23 protein-coding genes and 1 pseudogene are annotated in these 25,478 nt (G+C 56.8%); 14 read left to right on the forward strand and 10 right to left on the reverse strand.

Features of this window, described 5'->3' with window-relative positions; genetic code table 11:
• Positions 1-39 precede the first annotated feature (39 nt).
• The 3 genes from KVH01_RS20025 to KVH01_RS20035 all read right to left on the reverse strand — a co-directional run bounded on the left by KVH01_RS20025 (position 40) and on the right by KVH01_RS20035 (position 4,441).
• Positions 40-1,257 carry an MFS transporter gene (locus KVH01_RS20025; RefSeq protein ID WP_217882608.1) on the reverse strand — a complete coding sequence of 406 codons (1,218 nt, stop codon included), beginning with the start codon at positions 1,255-1,257 and terminating at the stop codon, positions 40-42.
• A 223-nt stretch (positions 1,258-1,480) separates the two neighbouring features.
• The gene (locus tag KVH01_RS20030; RefSeq protein WP_217882609.1) at positions 1,481-2,773 is read right to left on the reverse strand and encodes a filamentous hemagglutinin N-terminal domain-containing protein; all 1,293 of its coding nucleotides are present in this window, start codon (positions 2,771-2,773) and stop codon (positions 1,481-1,483) included.
• A gap of 111 nt (positions 2,774-2,884) precedes the next feature.
• The gene (locus KVH01_RS20035; protein ID WP_217882610.1) at positions 2,885-4,441 is read right to left on the reverse strand and encodes a ShlB/FhaC/HecB family hemolysin secretion/activation protein; all 1,557 of its coding nucleotides are present in this window, start codon (positions 4,439-4,441) and stop codon (positions 2,885-2,887) included.
• 372 nt (positions 4,442-4,813) lie between these two features.
• On the opposite strand from KVH01_RS20035, the gene KVH01_RS20040 reads away from it, so the two are divergent.
• Positions 4,814-5,923, forward strand: coding sequence for a DmpA family aminopeptidase (locus KVH01_RS20040; protein WP_217882611.1), 1,110 nt, complete (start codon positions 4,814-4,816; stop codon positions 5,921-5,923).
• On the opposite strand, the gene KVH01_RS20045 is transcribed toward KVH01_RS20040, so the two are convergent.
• A complete protein-coding gene (locus tag KVH01_RS20045; RefSeq protein WP_217882697.1) occupies positions 5,914-6,696 on the reverse strand; it encodes a response regulator transcription factor in 783 nt (260 codons plus the stop codon). The two genes, KVH01_RS20040 and KVH01_RS20045, sit on opposite strands and share 10 nt — an antisense overlap.
• Before the next feature lie 303 nt (positions 6,697-6,999).
• Here KVH01_RS20045 and KVH01_RS20050 point away from each other — a divergent pair, with 303 nt between their 5' ends.
• The 7 genes from KVH01_RS20050 (at position 7,000) to KVH01_RS20080 (ending at position 15,038) form a co-directional block, all read left to right on the forward strand.
• Positions 7,000-7,593: a fimbrial protein gene (locus KVH01_RS20050; RefSeq protein WP_137203775.1), complete on the forward strand. Its 594-nt coding sequence runs from the start codon at positions 7,000-7,002 to the stop codon at positions 7,591-7,593.
• 54 nt (positions 7,594-7,647) lie between these two features.
• The gene (locus tag KVH01_RS20055; RefSeq protein ID WP_217882612.1) at positions 7,648-8,367 is read left to right on the forward strand and encodes a fimbrial biogenesis chaperone; all 720 of its coding nucleotides are present in this window, start codon (positions 7,648-7,650) and stop codon (positions 8,365-8,367) included.
• A gap of 81 nt (positions 8,368-8,448) precedes the next feature.
• A complete protein-coding gene (locus KVH01_RS20060) occupies positions 8,449-10,953 on the forward strand; it encodes a fimbria/pilus outer membrane usher protein (RefSeq protein WP_217882613.1) in 2,505 nt (834 codons plus the stop codon).
• Between the two features lie 104 nt (positions 10,954-11,057).
• Positions 11,058-11,972, forward strand: coding sequence for a fimbrial protein (locus tag KVH01_RS20065; RefSeq protein WP_217882614.1), 915 nt, complete (start codon positions 11,058-11,060; stop codon positions 11,970-11,972).
• A 369-nt stretch (positions 11,973-12,341) separates the two neighbouring features.
• Positions 12,342-13,157, forward strand: coding sequence for a carbon-nitrogen hydrolase family protein (locus tag KVH01_RS20070; RefSeq protein ID WP_217882615.1), 816 nt, complete (start codon positions 12,342-12,344; stop codon positions 13,155-13,157).
• A 63-nt stretch (positions 13,158-13,220) separates the two neighbouring features.
• Positions 13,221-14,321 carry a polyamine ABC transporter substrate-binding protein gene (locus KVH01_RS20075; protein ID WP_137203770.1) on the forward strand — a complete coding sequence of 367 codons (1,101 nt, stop codon included), beginning with the start codon at positions 13,221-13,223 and terminating at the stop codon, positions 14,319-14,321.
• 288 nt (positions 14,322-14,609) lie between these two features.
• Complete coding sequence (locus KVH01_RS20080; protein WP_217882616.1) at positions 14,610-15,038, forward strand: hypothetical protein; 429 nt, start codon at positions 14,610-14,612, stop codon at positions 15,036-15,038.
• Positions 15,039-15,702: 664 nt separating this feature from the next.
• Here the strand turns inward: KVH01_RS20080 and KVH01_RS20085 are convergent.
• Positions 15,703-16,596, reverse strand: a complete 894-nt coding sequence (locus KVH01_RS20085) for an AraC family transcriptional regulator (RefSeq protein WP_217882617.1) — start codon at positions 16,594-16,596, stop codon at positions 15,703-15,705.
• 138 nt (positions 16,597-16,734) lie between these two features.
• Here KVH01_RS20085 and KVH01_RS20090 point away from each other — a divergent pair, with 138 nt between their 5' ends.
• Genes KVH01_RS20090 through KVH01_RS20100 form a run of 3 tightly spaced genes read left to right on the forward strand, consistent with a single transcriptional unit; the run spans position 16,735 to position 18,868 of the window.
• The gene (locus KVH01_RS20090) at positions 16,735-17,478 is read left to right on the forward strand and encodes an SDR family NAD(P)-dependent oxidoreductase (protein ID WP_217882618.1); all 744 of its coding nucleotides are present in this window, start codon (positions 16,735-16,737) and stop codon (positions 17,476-17,478) included.
• A gap of 17 nt (positions 17,479-17,495) precedes the next feature.
• A complete protein-coding gene (locus KVH01_RS20095) occupies positions 17,496-17,897 on the forward strand; it encodes a VOC family protein (RefSeq protein ID WP_043049415.1) in 402 nt (133 codons plus the stop codon).
• Entirely contained in the window at positions 17,894-18,868 is a 975-nt protein-coding gene (locus KVH01_RS20100) for a saccharopine dehydrogenase family protein (RefSeq protein WP_217882619.1), read from the forward strand. Before KVH01_RS20095 ends, KVH01_RS20100 begins: the two co-directional genes overlap by 4 nt.
• Positions 18,869-18,884: 16 nt before the next feature.
• Here KVH01_RS20100 and KVH01_RS30465 read toward each other — a convergent pair whose 3' ends face one another.
• Both KVH01_RS30465 and KVH01_RS20110 read right to left on the reverse strand, forming a co-directional pair.
• Positions 18,885-19,100 carry a helix-turn-helix domain-containing protein gene (locus tag KVH01_RS30465; RefSeq protein ID WP_318836583.1) on the reverse strand — a complete coding sequence of 72 codons (216 nt, stop codon included), beginning with the start codon at positions 19,098-19,100 and terminating at the stop codon, positions 18,885-18,887.
• A 104-nt stretch (positions 19,101-19,204) separates the two neighbouring features.
• Positions 19,205-19,864, reverse strand: a complete 660-nt coding sequence (locus KVH01_RS20110; RefSeq protein WP_217882620.1) for a TetR/AcrR family transcriptional regulator — start codon at positions 19,862-19,864, stop codon at positions 19,205-19,207.
• A 156-nt stretch (positions 19,865-20,020) separates the two neighbouring features.
• Between KVH01_RS20110 and KVH01_RS20115 the strand changes: the two genes are divergently transcribed.
• Both KVH01_RS20115 and KVH01_RS20120 read left to right on the forward strand, forming a co-directional pair.
• On the forward strand, positions 20,021-20,761 hold the full coding sequence (locus KVH01_RS20115) for an SDR family NAD(P)-dependent oxidoreductase (protein ID WP_217882621.1): 741 nt from the start codon (positions 20,021-20,023) through the stop codon (positions 20,759-20,761).
• A gap of 77 nt (positions 20,762-20,838) precedes the next feature.
• Positions 20,839-21,249: a VOC family protein gene (locus KVH01_RS20120; protein ID WP_043049411.1), complete on the forward strand. Its 411-nt coding sequence runs from the start codon at positions 20,839-20,841 to the stop codon at positions 21,247-21,249.
• 539 nt (positions 21,250-21,788) lie between these two features.
• Here the strand turns inward: KVH01_RS20120 and KVH01_RS20125 are convergent.
• From KVH01_RS20125 to KVH01_RS20135, 3 genes and pseudogenes are all read right to left on the reverse strand, one after another.
• Positions 21,789-22,134 (reverse strand): annotated as a pseudogene (locus tag KVH01_RS20125) (type II toxin-antitoxin system RelE/ParE family toxin).
• A 2-nt stretch (positions 22,135-22,136) separates the two neighbouring features.
• On the reverse strand, positions 22,137-22,427 hold the full coding sequence (locus KVH01_RS20130) for a type II toxin-antitoxin system ParD family antitoxin (protein WP_217882622.1): 291 nt from the start codon (positions 22,425-22,427) through the stop codon (positions 22,137-22,139).
• Between the two features lie 263 nt (positions 22,428-22,690).
• Complete coding sequence (locus tag KVH01_RS20135) at positions 22,691-23,605, reverse strand: LysR substrate-binding domain-containing protein (protein WP_043049406.1); 915 nt, start codon at positions 23,603-23,605, stop codon at positions 22,691-22,693.
• Positions 23,606-23,861: 256 nt separating this feature from the next.
• Between KVH01_RS20135 and KVH01_RS20140 the strand changes: the two genes are divergently transcribed.
• The gene (locus KVH01_RS20140) at positions 23,862-24,884 is read left to right on the forward strand and encodes a zinc-dependent alcohol dehydrogenase family protein (protein ID WP_043049405.1); all 1,023 of its coding nucleotides are present in this window, start codon (positions 23,862-23,864) and stop codon (positions 24,882-24,884) included.
• Positions 24,885-25,478: the final 594 nt, after the last annotated feature.

The following is a 25,478-nucleotide window of genomic DNA, read 5'->3' on the forward strand; positions in this document are numbered from 1 at the left end:
AAAAATTAAGAACCCTGAGGGTTCAACGGTGACGAGCGCTCAACCGGGTTGTTGATGCGCATGAGGGAGTCGGACCCGTGCAGCGAGAATCGCCAGCACGGCACCGAGCCCCAGAAAAAAGACCAAGGCGGCGAGCACGCTCGGGGCAAGCCCAATCGAGTCCACCAGCAGCCCAAGTGGAATAGGCACAGCGTTGAACAGGTAGATGGTCATATAGAAATACGCCACCAACTTGGCGTGGCAGTTGGCGGGAGCCAGCTGATTGATCAGCCGCGCACTGCCGACAAAAATGGCCCCGTAGGCATAGCCGCCGATTACCAGGGCCAACGCGGCGAGCGTCAGCGAATGGACCGAGAAGGCCGTCAGCAGGAGCAGGAAGGCTGCACACTGGGCGAGCAGCCCAGAACGCAATGCACGCGCTGCATCCAGGCGTTTGCAATACAGCTGGCTGGCCCCGGCGATCAACAGGTACACCGCCATGCTGTAGCCAAACATCCCGCGGTCACTCAAGCCCAGTTGCTGTTCGGCAGCGCCGGGGCCAATCACGAAGACGCAGGCCGTGAACGACCAACTGAAAAACACCGACCATGCGCACAAGTGGAAGGGCCGACCAATACCGCGCAGGCCTTCACGTAACGACGCTTGTGCAGTGTGAGCGGCGGTGTGGGCCTGGAGGGCGCGGCGCGGCCAGAGCGCCAGTACGCCGAGGGCGGCGATGGTGACCAGGGCCATGATCGACCAGAAGGGCAGGCTGGCCGGGTACAGGTTCAGTTGCAACGCCACGCCGCTGAGTACCGGGCCGAAAGCCAACCCCAGGATCATTGCCAAGGTGGCCAGCGTCGCCGCCAGCTTGCCGTTGTCGAGCGGACCGAACCGCACCAGCGTCACGTTCACCGCGGTGGTCATGATCCCTGCGCCAAGCCCCGAGATGGCGCGGGCTGCACACAGGGCCCACAACGAATCGCATTCGGCGCACAACCATGCGCCGATCAGCACTAGTGCAATGGCTGGGAGCAGCAAAAAACGCTGGTCTTTGACATGGCCGGCGATGCGCGCCAGGGTCATCAAAGCCAGCAAAACACCGGCACCGTAGGCGCCGAATATAAACGTCAGGTCCACAGCGTTGATCTGCAGATGTTCTTGGTAAAACGGGTACAGCGGCGTGGGTGCGCTGCTGTTCATGAGCGCTGCGGTCAGTGACAGCGCGAGAAAAAACAACAAGCCTTTTGAGCTGTGTTTAGTGATATCGACGGACATGTGTCTCCCAGCCCAGCGCTCAGGGCTTTTGCCGAGTGAATGTTTGCAAGCGGGATGTGAATGCGGTTTAGAGGGCTTTGCCCATTGGCAAATGATACGGACCGGTGCGATTGGCACCATGCCCGAAACCCCAGGCTTCATTCGTCATCGTCCAGGCAGCCGCGTCAGCGAGGCTTGAGAGGTGGCCGGGTGGGTGTGGACCACCGCGCCCGGCTGGAGCGGTTTACCAGTAGCGTGGTTGCGGGAGGATGCGGGTCGGTTGTTTCAGGCTTGTCGCAGTGTTAAACGCGAACGACGGATAGGCGCCCCAGTTGAACGCTGGGTAGCTCGCCACCGGCTTGCTCCATACAGGCGGCGCGACGACATAGGACGGGCGCGAAGCGATCGGTCGATTGATCACCACACCCGTACCATTTTGAGCGCCTGTGGCGGCGGCTCCGCCCGTCACAATAGTGCCAGGTTTGAGGTTGTTAACCGACCCAGCCGTGCCGCCGAAGTGAATCGGGCCCTGGATGTCGATATTGCCGACCATACTCAACGGGCCGCCATTGCGCAGCACGCCCTGATTGTTCAGATCGCCAGCGATCGACAGCGCCTGCTTGGCGTCCAACACGCCCGTTGAAGCGATCTGTACCTTGCCATCGGCGGTGACCTTCAAGTCGCCGGTCAGGGCCTTGACGTTGCCTTGAACGTTCACGCCTACGCCGGCCGACTTGCCGAGCAGACGGATCGAGTCGGCGTGCATGCTGCCCAATTGGGCCACGTCGATGGCGATATCGGCTTTGCCATCGGCGCCAAGGTGCTTGAGAACAGTGGTTGGGTCCATCGCGTCGACTTCGCCTTTCAAGGCCACGGCGTTGAGCTTTTTGGCTTGCAGCTGCGCATTGATCTGCAGGGTACGTGCGACGAGGTCGACCTCGTTGGCACCGGACGCGTCAAGGCCAGCACCTTCCACGCGGATCTGGCCGTGGTCGGTTTGCAATCGAGCTACTTGGCCGTTGGCGTCCAATACCGCCGTGCCCGCTACCAACGACACGCGATTGGCGTTGATAAAACCAGCGCCGCTGGCGGTGATGCCATTGGGGTTGGCGATGATCACGCGGGCGCTCGGCCCTGCGACTTCAATCATGCCATTGAGACTTGAGGCGGTTTTACCGGTGACTTCATTGAGAATGACGCCGGCAGAGGTTCCGTTGAGCAGGCTGTTACCGGCAATGGCGCCGCCCAGGGTGGTTTGGGCGCCTGCGGCGCTATTGTTGAGGATCAGCCCGGCAGTGCCGACATTGAACTCGGTGAAGCGGTTGTGGGAAACACCTGCGGCATTCGGCGCGGCAATGTTGACCACCGGGGTGTCGTTGATCTGCGACAGTGCTGCATTGCGCGCAGCGCTCGGGTCCAACGTCAGGGCGGGTTGCGCTTGCGCGTTATTTTGCAGCAGCGGCAGGCTGCCCATTAAGGCGAGGGCCAGCAGCGTGCGCTTGGACGGGCGCCGAGTGGGTTGAATCATTGGGTTCATACAGACCTCGAGGGTTGAAGGTTAAAGAGGCGTCCCGCAGCAGTGACTGCGGGCGCCGGGCGGGTGCACTGGGTGGCACTCGGATTCCCATCCCTGGGAAAAAGTGTTCGCCTAGAAGCGGCTGCTCAGGGAGAAATCGAGGGTTGGCGTGGTGGTGTTCATCTCGTCGTTGCGCTTGATCGGCATGCCCAGGGCCAGGTCGTAACCAAAGCGGCTGACATTACCGCGCAAGCCGACAGCTGCGCCGATCAATGGCTGTCGATCTTGCCGCTGGCCGCCCACCGGCGACGCCGCACCGGCATCGAGTGCCGCATACGCCTGGCTGCCACTGAAGGCGGTGATGGACAGCTCATTGCGCAGGGTCCAGCCAGTGGGGCCGGCGAGGGTGGTGTTACCGTCAAAGCCGCGCACGCTGTAGCGGCCGCCGATCTGCATGTATTCGGTCGACGGCACTGGCACCGGCGCATATTGGTAGACCAGCGCGTTGCGATAGCCCAAACGCATTGCGCCCAGGTCAAACGGAATCTCAAACGCCGCCTTGGCAGTGAACAGGTGATAGCGACCGTTCCAGTCCTGTTGCTCATAGAGCGCGCCGGGCGTTTTGCTGAGTCCGGGCAGTGAGCCGCGCACACCAGCCTGCACCGTTGACTTGCCAAAGCGCAGGTTGGCTCGGTGGGTCAGGCCAAGTTCATAGCTGGTGATCTGCCGGTGCAATTGCTGCAGTTCGGTCGAGGCTACCCAGGCGCGATCCTCACGATTGACCAGGCGAGCGTTGAGCACACTTTTGCTGCGATTGGAGCGACTCACCACGTAGTCCAGCCCGGCATCTATACGTCGGGTGCGGGAGCTGAATGTAATGCTTCGTCCGCCGGGGTCTTTGAATAAGGCTTGCTTGCTGGTCCACTCGCTGGCACCGAACGACAGCAGGGCATAGCCTGCGGGTACGTTCCAGGCCAGGCTTTTAGCCGAAGACCCACGGGTGTGGTTATTGAAGTCTGTGTCGGTGCTGTAGGTCAGCAGCAGTTGGTCGTAAAGCCCGGTCGGAGAATCGACGGCGACAATCCCACCGAGTTGGTGACGGCCCGTGGCGTCGATACCGCTGTTATCGACGGTCAGCAAGCCAAACACCCGGCGCGCCTGCGGCGGTTGCTGGATGATCACATCGCTTTCACCCAGTTCAACGCCTGGAATCAGATTCAGCGTTGTCGCGGCTTGGCCTGGCAGGCGGCGCACATTTTCCAACGCCTGGTCCAGGTCGCGCACGTTCAGCAGTTCGTCTTTGGCTGCGGGAAAGGCCATGCCTGGCCAGCCAAGCGATTCCGGTTGCTGATCAATGTTGCCCATGCGCCCAGGGATAAGTTGGACGATCAAGTGGCCGCTGCTCAGGTCTTGAGGCGGTATCAACACCTGGGTGGTGATGTATCCGCGCGCCATCAGTTGTGCTGCTAACCAACGGCGATAAACCGTCAACCCTTCGCCGCCCACACAGTGCCCCAGGATCGCCGGCGCGCGCTCCAGCCAGTCGAAATCATCTGCACCTTTCCACTCCACAGTGCGGATAACGAAACATGGTGATTCTTCCGGCACCTTCAGCGCATTGGCGGAGGGCAGGGGTGTTGCGGTCAGTGCACCCGGGGTTCCAAGTGCCTGGGATTGCAAACTTTTCATTTGGAGGTCTTGCAGGCGTTGGGTGCTGGTGACGATATCGATCGGGCTGGCCGCTCGCGCGAGCTGAATCGCCGTAAACAGCCATAGCGTCGTTAGATACAGGGTGGTTGTGATACAGGCGTGGGGGCCGAGCTTGCCGGACGTTGATTTCATCCGCCTATGCTAAGAAGACCGAGCGCAGGAAAAAATAAGATGAAGCTCGGCGGTCCAAGGAGATTACGCTCAATGGGGCGGGTGCAGTCGTATAGGTGCTGCGATAAATCGTACGAATAGCCTAACGTCCCGAGGGTAACCACAGGAGGTTATCGTCACGCAACCGCCGCCAACTTAGACTTCACGCACGTTCTTCACTCGACTATTGAGAGTTAAAACATGCGCTTACGAGACCTAGGCATCTCCATTGGTACCGGCACACCCGGGGCGTTCAACGCCATCACCGACGTGCCCGGCGTACGCGTTGGCCATCACACCCTCAACGCCGAAAGCTCGGAGGGCTCGATGCACACCGGCGTGACAATCATCGAGCCACGCCCGGTCGCCGCCCATCTGGCGCCGTGTTTCGCTGGCGTTCACGTGCTCAACGGCAATGGCGACGCCACCGGCCTGGAGTGGATTCGCGAAGCAGGTTTGCTGACTACGCCCATTGCCTACACCAACACCCATAGCGTTGGCGTGGTGCGTGATGCATTGGTGGCTGCCGAGCGCGAGATGGGTAAGCAACATACCTATTGGTGCATGCCGGTGGTGCTGGAAACCTACGATGGCATTTTGAGCGATATCTGGGACCAGCACGTCACTGCCGAGCATGTGTACGCCGCATTGACGGATGCACGCAGTGGCCCGGTGCAGGAAGGCTGTGTGGGCGGTGGCAACGGCATGATCTGCCATGAATTCAAAGGTGGGATTGGTACGTCGTCTCGCGTGCTGAGCGCCGAAGAGGGCGGCTGGATCGTAGGTGCATTGGTGCAGGCCAACTACGGCGTACGCAGCGCCTTGCGCGTGGCGGGTTACCCGGTGGGCAGCGTATTGCAGGACACGCCTTCGCCTTATGACGGGCCGGTTAATGTCGGCGTACCCGGCATGGGTTCCATCGTGATCACCATCGCGACCGATGCGCCGTTGCTGCCTCATCAGTGCACGCGTCTTGCACAGCGCGCAAGCGTCGGCTTGGCGCGGGTCGGTGGCGGCACCGAGGACGACAGCGGCGACATCTTCATTGCGTTCTCGGTGGGCAATACCGACTTGCCGGTGGCCAATCTCGGGCAACCCGGCCCGCCGACCACGGCCTTGCAGATGGTCAATAACGACTACATCTCTACGTTATTCGTTGCCGCAGCGGACGCCGTCGAAGAGGCAATTCTCAATGCGCTATTGGCCGCTAACGACCTTGAGGGCCGTGGCCGGCACGCGCTGGCGCTCAAGCCTGAGCAACTGCTGGCAGCGATGGCGAAGGTGGGCTGGACGGCCCCGGTTCACTCCTGAGCCTGAAGGAATAACAGGAACAGCTCGGACTGGGATTTGATCCCCAGCTTGTTGTACATATGCTTGCGATGCACCTTGACCGTTTCGGCAGAGATCGCCAGCTTGCGGGCGATCTCTTTGTTTGAGCAGCCGCTGAGCATCAGTTGACCCACTTCCATTTCGCGGGCAGACAATGAAGCGCTGATCTGTCGCGTGGTTGCGTGGAGGCGCGCCTGCCAGTCAGGTGCCTGCTCCGGTGCGTACTTCAAACTCTGTTCGAACGTGCAACGTTGGCGCATCAAGCCGGCGACCCATGGCTGTACCAGGGCCAGCAACGCGATCTGCTGCTGGCTGAAGCGGCTACTACTGCCTAGCGACAAGCTCAAAGTGCGGCTGGTGTCCAATTGCACATTGATATGAATCTCGTCGGCGACCACATTCAACTTAAAGTAGCGCTGGTAATACTCTGTCTGCTCAAAGCACTCCGGGGCGACGTCGTCCAACTGGAACAGGCCGCTTTGTGGTAACTCGCGGTTGGCTAGGTAGAACGGGTCTAGCAGGTACAGGCCCTTGAGGTAATCTTGGAAGAGTGAGTCGGACTCGTTACCCTCTGCGGCAGACTCGGCGAGTACCTGTGGCCTGCCCGTGCTGAATATCAGCACCACCCAGTTATCCACCGGTACGTAGCGCCCCAGCAAACGCGTCAACGATCGCCAGAAGTCTGGGCGGTCCAGGGCCTCGATCAGCTTGCCGACCGCGTCATGCCACGCTACATCCTGCAATGTCAGGTTCATTTCACTGCCCATCGGTGCTCCTTTCGACGTTATCGCTTGCCCTTGGCCGTGCGCCACTGGCTCGTGTCTCGCGCGTATATTGTAAGACGGGCCAGTCTACAGACCGTATTCGCCGTTGTATCAAAGGTTATTTGAGTACTCGTCAACTTTGTAGGATTTATCTGATGACTTGTAAGGATTCGTCTAGGGCTAGGCATGGATTCTTGCGATTGTTGCTGAGGGTGTACTGGGTAAACTTAGCCGACTCTTTTATAGGGTCGATTACAAGTATTAACCTCCTGTACAACCTAAAGGAAATTGATTGTGGCTATCCAAAAAAGGCATATTCTGGCAGCGGCTATCACCGCGTTGATTACAACTTCCGCTTTGGCGGCAGACGGGACTATCAATTTTACCGGTGAAATTACTGCCGCTTCCTGCAAAGCCTCTTCAGGCGCCGGTACCAGTGTGGGTGGAGCCGCCGGTGCGCAGATAATTGAAGTGCCGATGGGCAAGGTCAGTATTGACTCCCTGAGCACGAAAAATCCTGGGATTGTTTCGGGCACGGCGATTAATATTAATCTGGACTGTGGTAATACCGCTGCTGGGTTGACCACTGTTAAGGTAATGTTCGACCCTAGCTCTGGTTCCGGTGTGGATGGGTCGAATAATAACTTGCTCAAAACCACCGGTGCTGCGAAGGGCGTGGGTATTGGTATCTTCGATAGCAGCAATAACTTGATTAATCTGGCAGGTAACGGCTCTTTTGACGCGCCGTTAGTCAAGGCCGGTACTGACCCAGCCTTCACGTATACCGCTAATTTAAACATGCGTGCCTCTTATGTGGCTAACGGTGTTAGTCCGATTGTGCCTGGTCCAGCCAATGGCACGCTGCCATTCACTCTGACTTACCAATAAGTCTTTCATTAGAGAAGCATATTCATGCTTCTCTACTTTATCGCAGGTAACTAAATGAAGAACGTGTACTCCAGGTATTGGCTGGCGGGGATCATATTGCTCTTCAGTGGTATCGCACAGGCCGGTATTACATTGGGCGGCACGCGGGTTATCTACCCGCAAAAGCTCAAGGAAGCCTCCATCATGGTCAAGAATGACGCCGACAGGGACGTCATGATTCAGTCCTGGTTGGAGCCGGATTCAAAAAAAACGGATCAGGATGTACCGTTTGCGTTAACCCCTTCGCTGAGTCGCCTGGGCGGCAACAAGCAACAAAGCCTGCGCATTTTTTATGCGGGGAAAGGTTTGCCCTCAGACAAAGAATCGGTGTTCTGGCTCAGCGTGCAGGAGATTCCCCAAAAGTCTGAGGCCGATAACACTTTGCAAATTGCAGTGCGCCAACGGATCAAGCTGTTTTATCGGCCGACGGGTTTGTCCGGTACGCCTGAAGAGTCTGTCAAGTTATTGAAGTGGCAGTTGGTAAATGAAGGCGGAAAACGCTGGCTGTTGGTCTCCAATAACTCTGTTTATTACGCATCCTTTGGCGCTGTTTCCCTTGAGTATAAGGGCGCTCGTCACCCGGTCAATGCGGAGATGGTAGCGCCCGGTACGACAGGTAAGTTTCTGGTGGAAGGCGCCGGTGCAATACCTGCTAATGCTCAAGTTGTCGTTGAATTTAATGCCATTAATGATTATGGCGTTCCTGTTAAGAGTCTCGCCAATATTTCAAGCTGATTGGCTTTTAAAAAAAGAACAGACAGCTCTGCACCTAAAACAAGTCGAGCGGTAACGATTGAGTAATGAGGCAGAATTCTTATGTGGGCACTTTGTTTTGGGAGTTGTACTGGTACCCGTCTGTTTGGTCGTTTTGGCGCCTCTGGTCTAGTGCTGGCAAGCGCTTCCCTGCCGCTTGCCGCCCATGCCGTGGAGTTCAATGATGCCTTTTTGAACAAGCATGGCGCCACGGCCGAATTGAAGTACTTTGAGCAAGGAAGCACGATCGCCCCTGGCACGTACAATGTTGATATTTACCTCAATCAAGTCTTGATACTACGTGAATCTATTAAGTTTGCCGTGCAGGGCGGGTCGGAAGTCAAGCCGGTCATACACCTGGGCCTGCTCAAGGCGATTGGGGTGAACACTGCACGGCTTGAGCAAGAAGGTGTCATCACTGCGGGCAGTGCCGACGATACTGTGATCAATCTGTCGGCGCTGGTGCCGGGAGCCGACGTTGAGTTTGACGTGACGGCGCTGGCGTTGCAGATCAGCATGCCCCAAGCCTACGTAAAGAGGCAGTCCAGTGGTTATGTCGATCCGTCGTTGTGGGATAACGGCATTACCGCCCTGTACACCAATTATCAGACCAACTTCAGTCGTAATATCAGCCGTGGTTACAGTAGCGACTACCGCTATATAGGTCTGCGTAACGGCTTCAACCTCGGTGCCTGGCGCTTTCGCAACGAGTCGTCGATCTCCGGCGGCACCGGTATGCGCGACACATTCAATAGCAACCGTACCTATGCCGAGCGTGACGTCATCAGCCTGAAGAGCAAACTGGCGGGGGGTGAGCTGTACACCCAGGGCGATATCTTCGACAGTGTGCGTTTTCGCGGCGCTCAATTGACATCGGAACTCGGCATGCTGACCGATGATGAAGTCGGTTTCGCACCAGTGGTGCGCGGTATCGCTGAAACCAACGCAACAGTGGAGATCAGCCAGAACAACTACGTGATCTATTCGGCCAGCGTTCCGGCAGGTGCTTTCGAGATCAGCGACATTTACCCCAGCGGCTCCAACGGTGACTTGAGCATCAAGATCATCGAGGCCGATGGGCGCGAGCGTCAATACTCCCAGGCCTATTCATACTTGCCGGTGATGACACGTCGAGGCAGTACCCGCTACAGCCTGGCCGCCGGCCAATACCAGACAGAAGGGCAGGCGGCGCCCAAGTTTACGCAAGGCACGCTGGTGTATGGCGTGACCGACAACTTCACCGGCTACGGCGGGTTACTCGCTTCCCAGGCCTACAATGCTTTGAACTTGGGCATAGGGGTTAACTCGCCGTGGGGCGGTGTGTCGTTTGACGTCACCAACAGCAACTCCAAGGATGCATCCGGGCGCAAGAACGTGGGCCAGAGTGCGCGCTTTTTGTATTCCAAGACCCTGAGCAGCACCGATACCACCTTCACCATGGTCGGCTATCGCTATTCCACCGAGTCTTATCGCACGTTCAGCCAACATGTGGATGAACAGGATCGCTTCACAACCCCTTATTACGGCCGACAAAAAAGCCGTTTTGACATGAACGTCAACCAGTCCTTGGAAGGGCGTGGGTCGCTGTTTCTAAGTTTGGGCGAAACCAGTTACTGGAACGGTCAGGGCAGCACGCGGCGTTGGCAGTTCGGCTACAACGGCAGCTATGCCGATACCAGCTACAGCTTTGCCGTGTCCCGTACAGAGGGGCAGGGTGGCAGTCAACGAATCGATAACCAGGTGTCTGCGTCCTTTAGTATTCCGTTCGGTGACAATCGTCGCGCGCAGCGGCTGTATACCAGCGCTACTTCATCGTCCCAAGGTGAGACGTCGATTCAAACGGGCCTGTCCGGCAACATCGACGAACAAAATACCTTGAGTTATTCGGTACAGGGCAGCAAAAGCAAAACCAGCGGTGCCTCCGGCAGCGTCGGTATGAATTGGGACACGCCTAACGCAAAAGTCAGTGGCAACTATGGGCAGGGTCGGGATAACAAGCATTTTGACGTCGGGGCGAGTGGATCGGTAGTGGTTCACAGCGGCGGGTTGACGTTGGGGCAACCGGTCGGTGAAACCTTCGCATTGGTTGAAGTACCCGATACCAAGGGCGTCGGCGTCGAAAGTGGGACTGCGGTGCGTACCGATAAAAAAGGCTATGCGGTCGTGCCCTATGCACAACCCTATCGTTACAACTGGATCAACTTGGATACCAATACTTTTGGTAGCGATATCGAAGTCGCAGAAAGTTCGCAGCGGGTGGTGCCGACGCGTGGCGCTGTGGTTAAGCGTCGGTTTGAGGTTGAGTCGGGGCGCAGGTTACAGTTTTCATTGCAGTTGAGTAATGGTAAAAAAATTCCGTTTGGTGCTCAAGTTTATGGGAAAAATGGAAATGTGCTTGGCGTAGTTGATAATGTATCAAGGCTTCTTGTTTTCGGTGTGACGGACAAAGGCGAACTCACTGTCGGCTGGCACGGTGGACAATGTAGTTTTAGTTATAATTTGCCGCCTGCAAAAAAAGAGTTAATGTATGAGGTTTTTGATGCCGTTTGTGTTGGAGGTGATAGGTGAATTTGGTTTATAAGTGTATGTGTCTTGTGTTTTTTTTTCTTTGCAATAATAACGCGTGGGCCTCCGCTAATTGTATAAAGCAATCTCTTAGTGCGGCGTCGAGTGTGAGTCTGAAAGTGCAGCAGTCGAAGGGGCAGACTGGGCGGCAGATGCTTTCGAGTATTTGGCATGAAAGAAGCACCCTTGATTTTTTGAGTTGCAGTGAGACTGATCCAAAGTCGGTCTTTACTATAACTTTTGCCATTACTGCGGATCCTAGTTCTACATATGAATTCGAGGGCAAATCGTATTCATTGGCGTCTACTAATAATCCCAATATTGGTTTGATTTATGAGCACGCTTTTACAGGTGAGGCTTACGTGCCTGTAAATTATTATACTCGGAAGCTTTCCATTCCAGGCAATGGCGGAATACTGAAAAAAAGTTATAGCTATAGATATCGTTATGTGTCTCTTAACCGATTGCCAGTTGGTGAGCTAGTAGTAGCAGGTATAAATCGATTTTTTTGGATATCAGTTTTCGAATTGGGTTACCCCCAATTTTCCGCTAATGGATATTTACCCTCAGCTAATATTTCTGTGAACAATACGTCCTGCACGCTAAGTGCGCCATCTGTGGTGGGTCTAAAAAAGACTAATTTGTCGTTACTCTCCTCAGTTGGTGAGACGACCGGAAGAGTAAATTTCAATCTTGGCGTGACGTGTGCCGCTTCCTATGCAGCGTACAAAATTCTTTATTCGTTGGAGGATGTGAATACTCCGGGCAATACAACTTCAAATCTAATGCTAAATTCAGCAGGCAATTCGGCCTCGGGCGTGTCCCTGCAAGTGCTTGATGGCGAGACGCCTGTGGTCTTCGGGGCTCAAACGTCGGCTTCTACACTCAAAGGAGAGTTCGGGGATATGGGGGTTCAGGGCGGAACTATTAGTAAACTCTTTGGTGTTCACTATATTCGTACCGGGAAAATGACACCAGGAAAAGTAAACGCTGGAGTCACCGTAACGCTCTCTTATGAATAATTTTTAACCGCAGTTGCATTGGCGAAAGTAAACGAGCAGGCCTCAGGCGTGTGGTTGCAGATCATGGCGGGGGTAACGGCAGTGACGTTCGGAGGCTGCTTCCCCGCGCACGTTAGGCGCTATGCCTAAAGGCGCTGGGTCGATCAGTAAGCCCCTAAGCGTGCGCTACATTTGCACGGCCGTGAACGCACACTCAGGGCCGGTGAGCGCGGGTGTAACGATGATATTGTCTTATGAACGGTCTGCTTTGATCTGAGTGTTATTTGATCTCACTACCCCTACGGGGGTACCCCATCGACGTGATTTTTCGCTTCGTCAGCGCCGCCCATACTCTTTCAGAACTTGCTGAGCTGCGCGGAAGAATCACCGATGAAAATTGAATTGATACAGTTAGCCGGTCGCGATGGCGACACGCCGTCTAACCTAGCTTGCGCATTGAAGGCCATCGTCAATTGCAACGCGGACACCGACCTGCTGGTATTCCCGGAAACCCATTTGATGGGCTTCGTCGGTGGCGAACAGTTGGCCAGCGTCGCCGAGCCCCTGAAAGGGCCGACACTGCAAGCCGTGCAACAGGCGGTGCGTGAGCGCAACGTGTCAGTGGTCATCGGTCTGGTCGAGCGTGACGCGGGCAACTACTACAACACTTCGGTCTTGATCACCCCCGACGGCATTGCCCTGCGCTATCGCAAAACCCATCTGTGGCCCTCCGAGCGCGCCGACATCACACCCGGCGATCGCTTTGCCACTACGCTGTGGAACGGCGTGCGTGTCGGCCTGCTGATCTGCTACGACATCGAGCTGCCGGAAACGGCGCGGGCGCTGGCGCAACTGGGTGCTGAATTGATCATCGTCACCAACGGCAACATGGACCCCTACGGTCCGGTACATCGCACCGCGATCATGGCCAGGGCCCAGGAAAACCAGCTGTTCGGCGTGATGGTCAACCGCGCCGGGCAGGGCGATGACGGTTTGGTATTCGCCGGCGGCAGTGCGGTGGTCGACCCGTTTGGACGCGTGTTGTACGAAGCCGGGCGCGAAGAAACATGCCATGTGATCAGCCTGGACCTTGCTCAAATCAAGGCGGCTCGCAGGGATTATCACTACCTCAATGATCGTCGACTGCAACTGCAAGGAGAGGCTGTCGAGCACCCCGACGGCCGCCGTGAACTGCTGATTCGCTGACCGCGTTTGTACCCTCCATAACAATAATCAGCTGGCGCGCAGGTGCCGGCCCAGGAGTTCGTGATGATCGCTATTCGATGTATGCAATGGGGACTGGCTGCCGTGATCAGCGGCGTAATGGCTTGCGCTCAAGCGGCGGAGTCAAAGGTCAATATCTATAACTGGTATGACTTCATCGCGCCCACTACGCTGAAGGATTTCCAGGCGCAGACCGGCATTCAATCGGCCTACGATGTGTTCGACAACAGCGAGGTCATGCAAAGCAAACTCATGGCCGGGCGCAGCGGCTATGACGTGGTAGTGGCTACCGGCGACCTGTTGCCCAACCTGATCAAGGCCGGCGTGCTCAAGGAGCTGGATCGCTCGCAACTGCCCAACCTGTCCCATCTGGACCCGGACATCCTCGCCAAGGTCAACCGCAACGATCCTGGTAATCGCTTTGCAGTGCCGTATCTGTGGGGCACCACCGGCATCGGCTACGACGTAGCCAAAGTCCAGGCGCTGCTGGGCAATGACGCACCGGTGGATTCCTGGGACCTGATTTTCAAGGAGGAGAATCTCGCCAAGCTGGGAGGGTGTGGCGTAGCCATGTTGGATGCACCCGCTGAAATCATCCCGATCGCCTTGCACTATCTGGGGTTGCCCTATAACAGCCAGAACCCGGACGACTATGTGAAGGCCCAGGCCCTGCTGTTGAAACTGCGCCCGCACATTCGCTACTTCGACTCCTCGCGCTTCATCACCGATTTGGCCAACGGCGATATCTGCGCCGTCGTCGGCTGGGCGGGCGGCGTAATGGACGCACGCAAAGCTGCCGATGCCGCCGGCAATGGTCGCCGGATCCAGTACAGCATTCCCAAGGAAGGCGCGCCGATCTGGGTGGAAAATCTGGTGCTGCTCAATGATGCGCCGAACCCCCAACAGGGTTTGGCGTTTATCGATTACATGCTTCGCCCGCCGGTGATTGCCGCGTCGTCTAACTATCTCAGCTACGCTAATGCCAACAAGGATGCCAAGGGTTTGGTGGATGCGAAGGTGCGCGAAAATCCAGGGGTTTATCCTTCCAAAGCGGTGCTCGATACGCTGTTTGCGCTGGAGCCGCTGCCCTTGAAACTGGAGCGGGTGCGCACGCGGGTCTGGAGTAAGGTCAAGAGTGGGACCTGATTGTGTGGTGGACAATGGTAGGTCTGACGAACGGGTGGCTACTGCATTCAAATGGAGTCTTGATATGCCGCTGACCGCCTTCTCCGCCTCTCGTCAAATGGAATTGGATGTAGATCAGCTTCTGCAGTATCTCGCCGACAGTCATCAGCGGGGTAAGTTGAAATCAAGGGAATCCATTCCGGATACTTGGAAGCAGGCCACTCATAGTGATCTCGAATGTTCGGAGTGCTTTTTGAAGGGAGCCGCGAGGTCGCTAGAGCTTCAAGTTCGAAAGTGACCGAGGAGGCAGTGAAGCAGGCGCACTTCCGTTTTCCTAGTGGGCACCACCCATTTTGCGACTTCGCCATTTTGCCGCCTGGCGAAGCTCCAGAAGGGCTAGTTCAATTTATCTCGACTGCACGTGACGGGATATCTAGGGCGATACGGGATTTGGTGTGTAAAGCAATTCAAATCGGCGCGCTGGATCAAGTCAAGATGAGGAGCGCGCGTGAGTGGTTCCATCATAAAAAACTCACCTCCCAGTTAGACGTAAACCTAGATCAGCAGGTACTGCAGTGGGTCGCTACGGTGCAGGCCGGAGCTTGGCCGGTTAAGTACCAGTCGCAGTGGCTGACGATTAACCAGGAGCTCCTGAGTATTCCTGGCTTTGATCTCGGGACGGCCACGAACGTGATGCTGGCCCGCCGTCACGAGTCGCCGCTCGGGTATCTTTTCTAGCGTAGGGGCATGATTAGGCGGTTGGTTTCTCGAATCGCAAAGCTCGTGAGTGATCATCAGGGGCAGCCAGCTTTCGACCCAGCCACATCAAAGATGGAGTACGACGCCACGCTTGCACTGTCGCACTTCATATCACATCACTACGATCCACTGCGCAGAGCAATCGGCAGGGGGTATGGTGCAATGCGGGGGAGTAAACGCTTGATGGCGTTTACCGCACTGTTGCTCTTTCTCAGCGATTGGAATCTGAACCATGCTGCGGCGTTTTTGCTCGGATAGCCAGTTACCAAGGGTATGTCGGTCAGAGCCTCCATAATGTCATGGGTCTCAACCCGTTTCATGACTATGAGCCGTGGTCGGCGGTCAAGGTGATCCAAAAAACATTTTGACTTGGCTCTAGTGTGGTAGTTACAGCCTGAAAAAATCGAATTATGCCCCAGGTTTGCCCCCATTTGCGCCGGATGGGTTAGCAATCGCGAATGGCGATTCCTGATAAACACCAGCGTGGCTTTGGCTGGCTCTCAGTGTAATTCCACATTTGATCCGGACGGAGGGTCCAGAACTCAATCGTCAAGAGGCCGGCTATCAGCGAGGCTAACCGGTAAATCCGAATTGGCTGACGGTCATGGATCTTTTCTAGCCGGTTATCCAATCCTCAAGCTGATTAGCGTCTGATGGCGCTCGTTTCCCCGAGGATCCTCCCGGCATCTTGTGCAGGAGGAAGTCCAAACACCCGTAAATAATCCCTGCTGAATTGTGTCGCACTTTCATAGCCGACCTCGAGGGCAGCCGCCATGACACTCTTGGCGTGGGCCACCATCAGTGTTCTAGCCTGGAGCAGGCGAACCCGTTTTTGATACTGCAAAGGACTCAGGCTGGTGACTGCCTTGAAGTGGCGATGAAATGCCGAGACGCTCATTGAAGCTCGTTGCGCCAAGCGTTCCACCCCAATCGGCTGCGCGAAGTCACGGCGGATCCACTGGATCGCCATGTTGACTCGGGCCATCGCCGTATCTGGCGCTGCGATCTCTCGCAACATCCAGCCATGGGGGCCCTGGAGCACACGGAAGATGATTTCCCGTTCATAAACCGGGGCCAGGGCTGCGATGGCGTCAGGATCGCCCATCAATCGCAGCATTCGTACCCACGCATCCATCAAATTGGTTGTGACTGGCGCGACTGAAAACCCGAGATTGTTCTCAGGGCGGCTGACAGGTTTGGGCAGGTCTTCAAACAGCGTCGACAACACAGTTGGATCAAGAGTAAGGCTGACTGCCAAATAAGGTTCTCCCGATACGCTTGGATGAACAGACCCCACTGCCGGCAAATCAATGGACATGACGAAATAGGTCGCAGGGTCATACCGAAGCGTTCGATCCCCCACGCTCATGCTTTTACTGCCTTGCAGGATCAGATTGATCATCGGGTCATAGACCGCCGCCAGCATGTGTTCGGGGATCTTGCCCTTGACCATGGCCACGCGCGGGATGCCCGTTTCGGTGCGGCGATTTTCAGCCTTGGCCGCGAGCGACCTGAGTTCATTCAGTTGATTGTCCATGCTGAGCATGCTGACGGCAGAACGCTGCGCCATGCAAGCGAAAAGCAGAAACAGGCAGGTTTCAAGTAGAAATGGGTACGACTCTGGCGATCGTGATGAGTACTGTGGGGCCATCTATAAGCCACAGAGGAACATCAAATGAGCGTCATCGTCATTACCGGCGGTAGCCGTGGAATCGGTGCCAGTGCCGCCGAGCACATTGCTCGGCGCGGTAGGGGTGTCATTCTGACCTACAACGCTGATTCCCAGGCCGCTGCCTCAGTCGTGGAACGCATCGAGCGCGTCGGTGGCAAGGCTGTCGCCCTCAAGCTCGACGTGTCTGATGTGGGCAGCTTCGAAGCGTTTCGCGAGTCAGTGGTGCTGACCTTACGGGACACCTGGAGCGCCACCCTGCTGAGTGGCCTGGTCAACAATGCCGGGTACGGCCTGTTCAATCCATTGGCCACTGTGACCGAGGCGCAGTTCGACGGCTTGTTCAACGTGCACCTCAAAGGGCCGTTTTTTCTCACTCAAACCCTACTGCCGCTGTTCGCGGAAAATGCCAGTATCGTCAACCTGACCAGTGCCACGACCCGCGTCGCCACTGCTGGCGTGGCGCCCTACGCCGCCTTCAAGGGCGGGCTCGAGGTGCTCACCCGTTACATGGCCAAAGAATTCGGTGATCGGGGCATACGGGCCAACGCGGTATCACCCGGCGCCATCCGCACCGACTTGGGCGGGGGGCTGAACGCTGAGCTCGAGGCGAAGCTGGCGGCGCAAACGGCACTCGGCCGGGTCGGCGAGCCGCAAGACGTCGCGCACGTTATCGCCATGTTACTGTCAGAGGAGGGCGCCTGGATCAATGCCCAGACCCTCGAAGTGGCCGGCGGCTACAACATCTGAATCATGAGGGTTTTGCCATGCTGGATCATATCTTTTTGTGCGTGAGCGATATCGCACGGTCTATCCGTTTCTACGAAGCTGCTCTGACCCCGTTGGGTATCACCGCGCGCCTGGACTACGACGGCAAGGATGGCCCACCGGGCCATCCTGACCTGAAAGGGTTTGGTGCCAACGGCCGGATGTTTTTCTGGTTGCGTGAAGGCGTTGTGGAAGGGCGCGCGGTACATGTTGGTTTTGTCGCAAGCAGCCAGGCTGAAGTTGATGCCGCTTATACCGCCGCCCTGCATCAGGGTGCGGTCGACAACGGCCCACCTGGGGCACGCTTGCATTACGACCCCGATTACTACGCGGCCAATGTGCTGGACCCGGACGGGTACAGCCTCGAATTCGTCTACAAGAAATGGCAGCACGTCCAATGAGTACGCTACTGATTTACGGAGCTACAGGCTATACCGGTCGGATGGCTGCTGATCGAGCAAAAGCGCTCGGTCTGGATTTCGAAATCGCCGGGCGTAATGCCAAGCGTCTCGAAACGCTCGCAGCGCAGTTGGACGTGCCTTATCGGGTGTTTGATACCCATGATGCCGAAGACTCTTTGTCTGGCATCTCAGTATTGCTGAACTTCGCCGGGCCGTTCGCGCAAACGGCCGAGCCGTTGATGCACGCCTGTATCAAGGTCGGCGTGCACTATCTGGACATCACTGCCGAGATCAATATTTACCGCATGGCCGAGGGGCTGGGTGCTGAAGCGGCTGCTAACCACGTCATGCTGTTGCCGGGTGTCGGCTGGGATGTCGTTCCTACCGATTCGCTGGCGGTACATGTTGCCAAGCGTGCAGTAAAACCGGTTGCGCTGAGTATCGCGCTTCAGGTCCCCGGTTCGATGTCTCGCGGGTCTGCGATGAGCGTCAGCGAAATCATCGGCGCAGGCGTGCTCGCCAGGGTTGATGGCGAACTGGTTGCGACACCGGATGCCGCGCCGCGGCTTTTTGATTTTGGCCAGGGACCGGTCCTCTGTGCGCCGTTGTCATTCGGCGATCTGGTGACGGGCTGGCATTCGACCGGCATCCGCAACATTGCGATGTTCGTGCATATCTCGGGCGACGCGTTTCCCGAAGGTGATCTGTCGCAGTTGCCTGATGGTCCCACACCCGAGCAAAGGGCTGCTTATCGCGCGCGGGCAGTGGTTGAGGTCACCGGGACTGATGGCGCAATCGCGCGCTCGGTGATTGAAACCGTGAACGGCTATTCCTATACGCCGCTGGCGGCGGTAGAAGCTGCGCGGCGAGTAATGCACGGTGAGCAGCAGCCGGGTTTTGCAACGCCTGCCAACGTGTTTGGTGGTGGGTTTGCCGAGAGTATTGCCGGCACGGTGATCACCGACTTCTGAGGTGAGTGTTGGCTGTTCAAGAGGCTGTTATAAATCTTGGGTCGGGGCGGGCGTCGTGCATCTGGCCGCGTCCCGTGCCGGAGGCAGACCGAATGGTACCCAGGTGCTGTTCCAGATCCTGGAGCAGTTTACTGACGGAGGAGCGGGGTATGTTCAGCGAATCGGCAGCTTTCGTAAATGAGCGAGCGTCCGCAATTCGGATGAAGACCCGTATGGCGAGAAGTTGATCCAAGGCTGCGCTCCATGAAGGGGGGAGGGTCGAAATTAACCCGACGGTTAACGCTGCGTTGCCTCAATCTTTCGTATCAAAGGCCGTTTGGCGTCTATGAGCGTTGTTCAAGCCGACGAACGCCCGGAGTCGAAGATTTTTGGAAGATGCGCAGTACTGAGTGGCTCAGAAGTCTGCGGTGGCTCGTGTTCTGCCAATACCAGAGAAATTGCTTTGCTGGCAACTTGGGCTACTTCCATCAAGCGTTTTCGAGACAGGCCACTGCATGCTGCAGCGGATAGGCCCCGCAGGGTAATCAGCACGTAGTCGGCCAGCGTCTGCGCGGCTTGCGGGCAAACCTGGTCGAGATAACGACGGATCGTCTGAATCGCGGCATCACCCAATGTCTCTGCCATCTTTCGGGCAATCGGGTCGTCCGCCCGCATGCCCTCGGTGATCAAGCATCCACGCAAGGTTTTATCTCGTCCGTATTGCGTCGCAGCGCTAACCAACAGGGCAGTCAGCGCTTGAGCAGGAGGTCGATCCGGCGCCAGAAGTCTGTCTAAAGGAAGCGCGCTTTCACCGGCGTAACGACGCATCGCCCGCTCGAAGAGCTCTGCCTTGCTACCGTAGGCGGCATAAAAGCTCGGGGGTTTGATGTTCATGGCATTGGTCAGATCGGACAGGCTCACGGCGTCAAAACCGTGTTGATGAAACAGTGCCTGAGCGATGGCTATCCCTTGCTCGCGGTCGAAGGCGGGACGGCGCTGCCGGTTGTTTTCGTTCATGGTCATCTCGCTGAGTCGATACGGCAACTGTAGCGACCGCTACAACGTATATCAATCGCCGCGTGCAGGTCTTTTTATATAGTGGTCGCTAAAAAACTTGTGGGTGGGCGCAAATCTATATAGTGTTCGCTACATAAATTCCTGGAGGTGTTTCTCATGCTGTTCAACAATAAAGTCGTTTTGGTAACCGGTGGCTCTTCGGGCCTTGGCTTCGCGATTGCAGAAGCGTTCGCCAACCAAGGTGCCACTTTGATCATAACCGGGCGTCGCCAGGCCCAACTCGACGATGCCGTGAGCCGCCTCGGTGCAAACGCATCTACCGTATGCGCAGACATTTCGGACCCCGCCGACCTTGACGCGCTATTCGGTCACATACAGGCGGTCCATGGCCGTATTGACGTGCTGATTGCCAACGCTGGGACAGGTGCAGTCGAGCCCTTGGGAGCAATCACCGTCGCAGGCTTCGATAAGCTGTTCACAACCAACGTCAAAGGCACGACGTTCACGGTACAGGGTGCGCTACCTTTAATGGGCAAGGGGAGCAGTATCGTCATCATTGGCTCGACCGCATCGATCAATCCTGGCCCCGGCCTGGGTGTCTATGGGGCTACCAAGGCAGCGCTACGGGCGCTGGTGCGCAGTTGGATCCTGGATATCAAGGGCTCTGGCGTTCGTATCAACCTGCTCAGCCCCGGCCCGGTGAACACCCAGTCTCTGCGCGATGTACTGGGCGATAACGCACAGCAGATCATCGATGTTCTCAGTGAGAAGAGCACACTTGGTCGGATCGGTCAGGCGCACGAGATCGGCCAGGCCGCGCTGTTCCTAGCAAGTGATGCGTCAAGTTACGTCAATGGCGCTGAACTGTTCGCCGACGGTGGTGCGTCCCAGGTCTAGGCGGGTACGGAACAGTCCTTCCCTGTGGTTAAAAGCTGTATGCGATGCCAATGAATTGGCATTTAAGGAGTTACCTGATGAGCGACTTTACTGGTTCGGCAATAGATCATATGGGCATCGCTGTTTCGGAAACTTCGTATTCTCAAGCCTTCTACGAATCGGTGCTCAGGCCGTTAGGGATCACCCTGTTGATGAGTATCCTGGCGGATCCGCCAGGGCCGAAGCCTCGACGACTGGGGTTTGGTTCTGGAGGAAAGCCATTCTTTTGGTTGTATGGCGCGTCCGTCGCCAGTCAGGGGGTGCATATAGCACTGATCGCCCCAACTCGTGAGTCGGTTGATGCTTTTCACGCGGCCGGCATTGCTGCCGGCGGACGTGACAATGGGCCGCCGGGCATCAGGCCGCACTACCACGCCGATTACTACGCCGCTTATGTGCTGACACCTGATGGCGTGAATCTGGAAGCCGTTTGCCAAGTGGCCTCTTGATCGAGGCACACATCAGATCCATCCCAAATACCAGGGTACAGCCTTAATTTGCAGAAAATGCATCGGCTACCAACGGCAGCCCCGCCGTCGTTGCGCGAAAGCGCCAATTACTGCGTTTGCGGGTCGAACTGTCTGCCAGCGATGCCGCTTGAAGCTTTGACGGAAGCGGGTGACAGGCTGATCGAGGGACTGCAGCAAATGATGCCAGGTGCTCAGATCGAAAGCTCACTGATTGGTCCTGGGGCCAAATAGTCGATAGACAACCGTATGAGTGATGCCGATGTTAACCGGCCCTAGTGCATTTCCTCTGACACCTATGCAGTGGCTGACCTTGTGTCGGATTATCGTTGGCGAGATATAACTCAGGGACGCCAAAAAACATTTTGACTGGGCTCTAGGACACTGTTTTTAGGTCGGTAACACTTTTGTTTGCCCCCAAGTTTGCCCTCATTCGCACCGACTGTGCGAGTGATCGCGAATGGCGATCTCCGGCGGACTTCGCTATTTTTGGCCAGTTAAGCCGTTGGGCCAGGTCGCTATCAGTCGTTAGGCAAGTGCAACTGCACTTCCATGGCGTCATGAAGGAGTCTGACAACCTCGACACGTCGTCGTTTGCCACACGATATGGCGTGGGCTTTTGACCGTTCCATGGGGTTGTTTGGCCTGATGATGTGAATAGATGAGGTGATAGCTGCGAAGGTCCGGTGCAAGCTCATCGCGGTCGTGGCTGCCAATGCGATAAGGCGTGTCAGCAAGCGCTTGCAGCGCCGCGAGGATCAGCGCCTGGTAGCACTGGCGTGCTTGATCGCCGAACTGCGTCTGGGAGAGCCTAAGGATGTCGACAATGTCGGCGCGCGCCGGGTTGGAAATCCGATATTGCGGCATGCTCAGTGTTTCTCTCTCGCGGGGAGGGTTGCCTCCAAGCTCAAGCCCTCGAGGTAGTGCTCCAGATCCCCTTCGTTCACCTGAGTAAAGTGCCCTTGCTCAAGATCCATGATGCCGATCGAGGTGGCCTGACGCAGTGCCTCAATTTTGGCGGTGTCTTCGGCGACGCGCTGCTCCAATAAACGTAAACCTTCTCGCGTCACTTCGCTGGCATTCTGATAACGGCCGGACTGCACCAAGTTATGGATAAGTTGATCCTGCTGAGGGGTGAGCACAACGTTTCGCGTCGCCATAACTAGCTCCAGTTTTATGCAAACAGGCACTTTTGCTTGTTGGCATATTATGCCATTTTAGCTCAGGGGAATAACTTGGGGCCTACATCCGGCGATCAGGTGATGGCTGATTCGGCGCCAACCAGCAAGGTTAAAAGTCATCCGCCCATACCAAAGCATGCCTTCAGATATGCCCCCAATGTAGCCATCCACTGGACGTGAACGGAGCTCCATGGTTTGTCGAAAGGCAAAATTGATCAGATAAACAGCACGCCAGACGGCTCCTATAGACTCTCAGGATCCCCGAAAAACATCTGAATCCGCGACCTCAACCACCGCTCACCCGGATCATTGTCCTGCGACCCACGCCAGGCCATGTGCAGCTCAAACGAACGCACAGGCAGCGGCGGGTCTTCGGCGCGTAAGCCACCTGCCGAGGTCAGCGCCTCGGCGGCGTAATCCGGCACGGTGGCCAGAATGTCCGTTCCCGCCAGCAACGTGCCCAACCCGTTGAACTGAGGTACCGCCAACACCACATGGCGTTTGCGGCCGAGTTTCTCCAGCTCTTCATCAATAAACCCGCTCAGGTCGCCGGCGAAGGACACCAGGGCATGGGGGCGCGAGCAGAAGTCGTCCAGGCTCAATGAGCCGGGCACGCTGTCGGCGCGCAGCAGTTTCGGCAGGCTGCGGCGCAGTACCTTGCGCTTGGCGTTGGCCGGCAGGTCGGCGGTGTAGCTGACGCCGATGGAGATTTCACCCGAGGCGAGCAAGCCGGGCATCAGGATGTAGTTGACGCGGCGCACCACCAGCACGATGCCCGGGGCTTCGGCGCGCAGGCGCTTGAGCAATTGCGGCAGCAGGGCGAATTCCACGTCGTCGGACAGGCCGATACGAAACACCGCAGTGCTGGTGGCCGGGTCGAATTCGGCGGCGCGGCTGACAGCGGTGGAAATCGAGTCCAGGGCCGGGGAGAGCAACTCAAAGATTTCCACGGCGCGGGCCGTGGGTTCCATGCTGCGCCCGGTGCGTACAAACAGCGGGTCATCGAACAGCCCACGTAGACGCGACAAGGCCGCGCTGATGGCCGGCTGGCCGAGGAACAATTTCTCGGCGGCGCGGGTCACACTGCGCTCATGCATCAAGGTTTCGAATACGATCAAGAGGTTAAGGTCGACACGACGCAGGTCGTTACGGTTCATCTTGTGTCCTGGAAGAGTCTGTAAACTTGACGTGAGCGGCCATATAGCACGATTCAGCAGCATGACCGGCATGAATCTTACGGGGAAAGGCTGGTACTCTGCACCGGCTAATTGATTTTTCCTACGATAGTTGAGTTCTGCTCCTCCTTTGCGAAATCAATGACAGACATGTCGACTATTAATGGCGACCGGTGGCCTTACCTGGAAAGCCCAGATAAAGTTCATGGCATTAGAGGTTACTTTGACGAGGTTTGCGATGTCCCGCACGATCCGTTTTCACAAGTTTGGTCCGGCCGAGGTGCTCAAATGCGAAGAGCATGCAGCCGCGCAGCCCGCACCGGGCGAAGTGCAGGTGCGTGTCGAGGCGATTGGCATCAGCTGGTACGACATTCTATGGCGCCAGAACCTGGCGTCTTCCCATGCTCGCCTGCCTTCGGGCCTGGGGCATGAAATGGCGGGTGTGGTTGTCGCCTTGGGTGACGGCGTGGATGACCTGGCTGTGGGCGACAAGGTGGCTAGTTTTCCGGCCGAAAGCCCCAACGATTACCCGGTGTATGGCGAGCAGATCATCTTGCCGCGTTCTGCCCTGACCCGTTATCCGGATGTCTTGAGCCCGATTGAAGCCAGCGTGCACTACACGCCGTTGCTGATTGCGTATTTCGCCTATATGGATCTGGCGCGGGTCAAGCCCGGGCAGTTTGCCCTGGTGACCGATGCCAGCCACTGTTCCGGCCCCTCGTTTGTGCAACTGGGCAAGGCCCTGGGTGTGCGGGTGATTGCTGCGACGAAAAACAGCGCCGAACGCGAATATCTGCTCTCCCTTGGGGCGGAAAAAGTCATTGTCACCGAAGAACAAGACCTGCTGATGCAGATCAACAAGTTCACTGACAACCGTGGCGTCGACGTGGTGTTTGATGGCCTGGGTGGCCCGCAGATGTCGTTGCTGGGTGACGTCCTGGCGCCCCGTGGCAGCCTGGTGTTGTATGGCTTGCAAGGTGGCAACCAGACGCCATTCCCGGCCTGTGCAGCGTTCCAGAAGAATATCCAGTTCTTCGTGCACTGTATCGGCAACTTCACCGGCAAGCCGGAGCTGGGCATTGTCCAGGATCAGGTGGCACTGCAGCGTGCCTTGCGTGATATCAACCAGTTGACGGCCGATCGTGTGCTTGTGCCACTGAAAACCACGGTATTTGCGTTCGATCAGTTCGTAGAAGCCCACCGCTATATGGACGAATGTCCATGCCGCGAGCGTGTCGCCTTGCAGGTTGAAGCTGTTTGAGCTGTAGGAGAATTCGCAAATGAATACGCTGGCGTCTGAGCCGATGAGGCAAATGCGCCATTTGACAGGGCTTAACCCACCCCCGGGGTTGAGCCTGTCCAGGGGGACCCCACCCCGCAAATAATACCTTTTTCCCCTTATGCCGCCCTGAAACTCAGTGCGGCGCTGTCGTGTGGGCGCCATTAATGTCTCTGACCTGGCAAATCTGAACGGGTTTTCGGCGATCGTCTGTATCTGTTAATCATTACTTGAGCGCCGATAATTGTGGCTACCCTGTCATCTCAAGGACTGAGCAATGATTGATTACCTGATATTCCCGCCGCGTACTTCAGGAACTAAGGAAGGCGTCACTGTGCACCCTGAAAGTGTACTGAAAACGCCCGGTTGTTTTGCAAGGAGCAGATTGAAATGGGTGATTAATACTCGTCAGATGTGTCCCTGGTTTTTTAGTTAAAACAGTGTAGGAAGTTGTCGGAGTATTCCTAGGGCCGGTAACCCAGCGCGTCTATGTCAAGCTGGAGCGCGATTTTCCCGGAGGTTGGGCCACGGTGGGAAGGCATGGGGGCGCCGGTGCTTTTATTGCAAGGTGCTAAT

Source organism: Pseudomonas khavaziana, from assembly GCF_019145205.1.
Classification (GTDB): domain Bacteria; phylum Pseudomonadota; class Gammaproteobacteria; order Pseudomonadales; family Pseudomonadaceae; genus Aquipseudomonas; species Aquipseudomonas khavaziana.